Annotated in this window: 2 protein-coding genes; one reads left to right on the top strand and one right to left on the bottom strand. The window is 67.5% G+C overall.

What is annotated here, in order from left to right; genetic code table 11:
• Positions 1-725: type II secretion system F family protein (locus WBB14_RS11650; RefSeq protein ID WP_424239949.1), on the bottom strand; the 725-nt coding region annotated here is incomplete at its 3' end.
• A gap of 176 nt (positions 726-901) precedes the next feature.
• Between WBB14_RS11650 and WBB14_RS11645 the strand changes: the two genes are divergently transcribed.
• Positions 902-1,891: secretin N-terminal domain-containing protein (locus tag WBB14_RS11645; RefSeq protein ID WP_424239948.1), on the top strand; the 990-nt coding region annotated here is incomplete at its 3' end.

Raw genomic sequence — 1,891 nt, 5'->3', positions numbered from 1 at the left:
GGCGCGCGCAGCGCGTAACGCCATAGCGCGACCGCGGCCGCCAGGGCCGCGCCGGTGGCCACGCCCCATTCGCGCACATAGTCCGACAGCGCCAACATGATGCGCGTCAAGAGCGGCAGCTCCTGCTTGGCCTGGCTGAATGCCGACACCACCTGCGGCACCACATAGCCCAGCAGGAAGATCACGATGATCACCGAGACGCAGGCCACCACCGCCGGATAGATGAACGCGGTCAGCACCTTGCTGCGCAAGGCGTTGCGTTCCTCGATGTAGTCCGCCAGTTTTTCCATCACTTGCGCGAGATCGCCCGATTCTTCGCCGGCGCCGATCAGCGCGCGGTAGATCTCCGGAAAATCGCGTGGCCGCGCGGCCAGCGCGGTGGACAGCTTGTGGCCCGCGCGCACGTCGTCGCGCACGCCGCCCAGGGTGGCTGCGATGTGCTTTTTCTCGGCCTGTTCCAGCGTGGCGCTCAGGGCTGCGTCCAGCGGCAGGCTCGCCGCCAGCAGGCTGGCGAGTTGGCGCGTGAGCCACGCCAGGTCCGCGTCCGACAGGCGCGTGCGCAGCGCGGCGCCAAACCCTTCGGCGCGCGCCGCGAGGGACGTGGACAGCGGCAGCAGGCCGCGGCCGCGCAGCTGGTTGCGGGCGCCGCGCTCGCTGTCGGCGTCGATCGTGCCGCGCACGATCTTCCCCAACGCGTCGGTGGCTTCGTAACGGAAGGAAGGCATCTGGAAAGCAGGGGGCGCGCACATTCAAAAAACGCGCAAAGCCCCGAATTTAAAGGGTTTCAAGACCGACACGATGCCTGCGGATTATGACCGTAGTGTTGCACTGTCACCCCGTATACTCCGACCCGATTTCACGTTTTTTCACACGAATTCACGTTTCAGGCACCTATCCCGTCATGCGTCATATTGCGCAATTCAGCCTTGCGGTGTTGCTTGCCGCAAGCCAGCTCGGACCCGCGGCCAACACGGTTCATGCTCAACAGACCGACAATCGCGTCAGTCTGAATTTCGTCGACACCGACATACCCGCCGTGCTGCGCGCGCTGTCCTTGTTCACGCAGCGCAACTTCCTGGTGGATCCGCGCGTCAAGGGCAAGCTCACGCTGGTGTCGGACCGGCCGGTGGACAGCGCGCAGGCCTTGTCCATGCTGACGGGCGCGCTGCGCCTGCAGGGCTTCGCCATCGTCGACGTCGACGGCGTGACGCGCGTGGTGCCCGAAGCCGACGCCAAGCTGCAGGGCAGCGCGGTGGTGGGCAATGGCCGTCCCGCGCAAGCGGTGGGCGGCGCAGCCCGCGGGCCGGTGCCCGTGTCCGCGTTCGCCAAGGGCAGCAGCGGCGAAATGCTGACCCGCGTGTTCCCGCTGAAATACGAGAACGCCGCCAATCTGGTGCCGGTGCTGCGCCCCATGGTGCCGCCCAACAACCCGATCAACGCCTATCCCGGCAACAACACGCTGGTGGTCACGGACTACGCCGACAACCTGGAGCGGATCGCCCAGGTCATCGCGCGCATCGACGTGCCCAGCTCGATCGACACGGACGTGGTGCCGGTACGTTCGGCCGTCGCCACCGACATCGCCATCCTCGCTTCGCAATTGCTGGATACGCAAAGCAGCGACCCCACGCAGCGCATCGCCGTGGTGGCCGATCCGCGCAGCAATAGCGTGCTGGTGCGCTCCGGCAGCCCGGCGCGCACCCGGCTGGCGCGCGACCTGATCATGAAGCTGGACGCGCAGCAGAACCGCGCGGGCAACCTGCACGTGGTCTACATGCGCAACGCGCAGGCCACGCGCATCGCCGAAGTGTTGGGCGGGCTGCTGACCGGACAGGCAAATTCCGCGCCTGGCGCCACCGGCGGCGCCAGCGGCGGCGCGGGCGCCCAGGGC

Source organism: Achromobacter sp. (assembly GCF_049647645.1).
Classification (GTDB): Bacteria; Pseudomonadota; Gammaproteobacteria; order Burkholderiales; family Burkholderiaceae_B; genus Achromobacter.
Note: the sequence above shows the minus strand (reverse complement) of the source record. Positions and strands in the feature narration are given on the sequence as shown.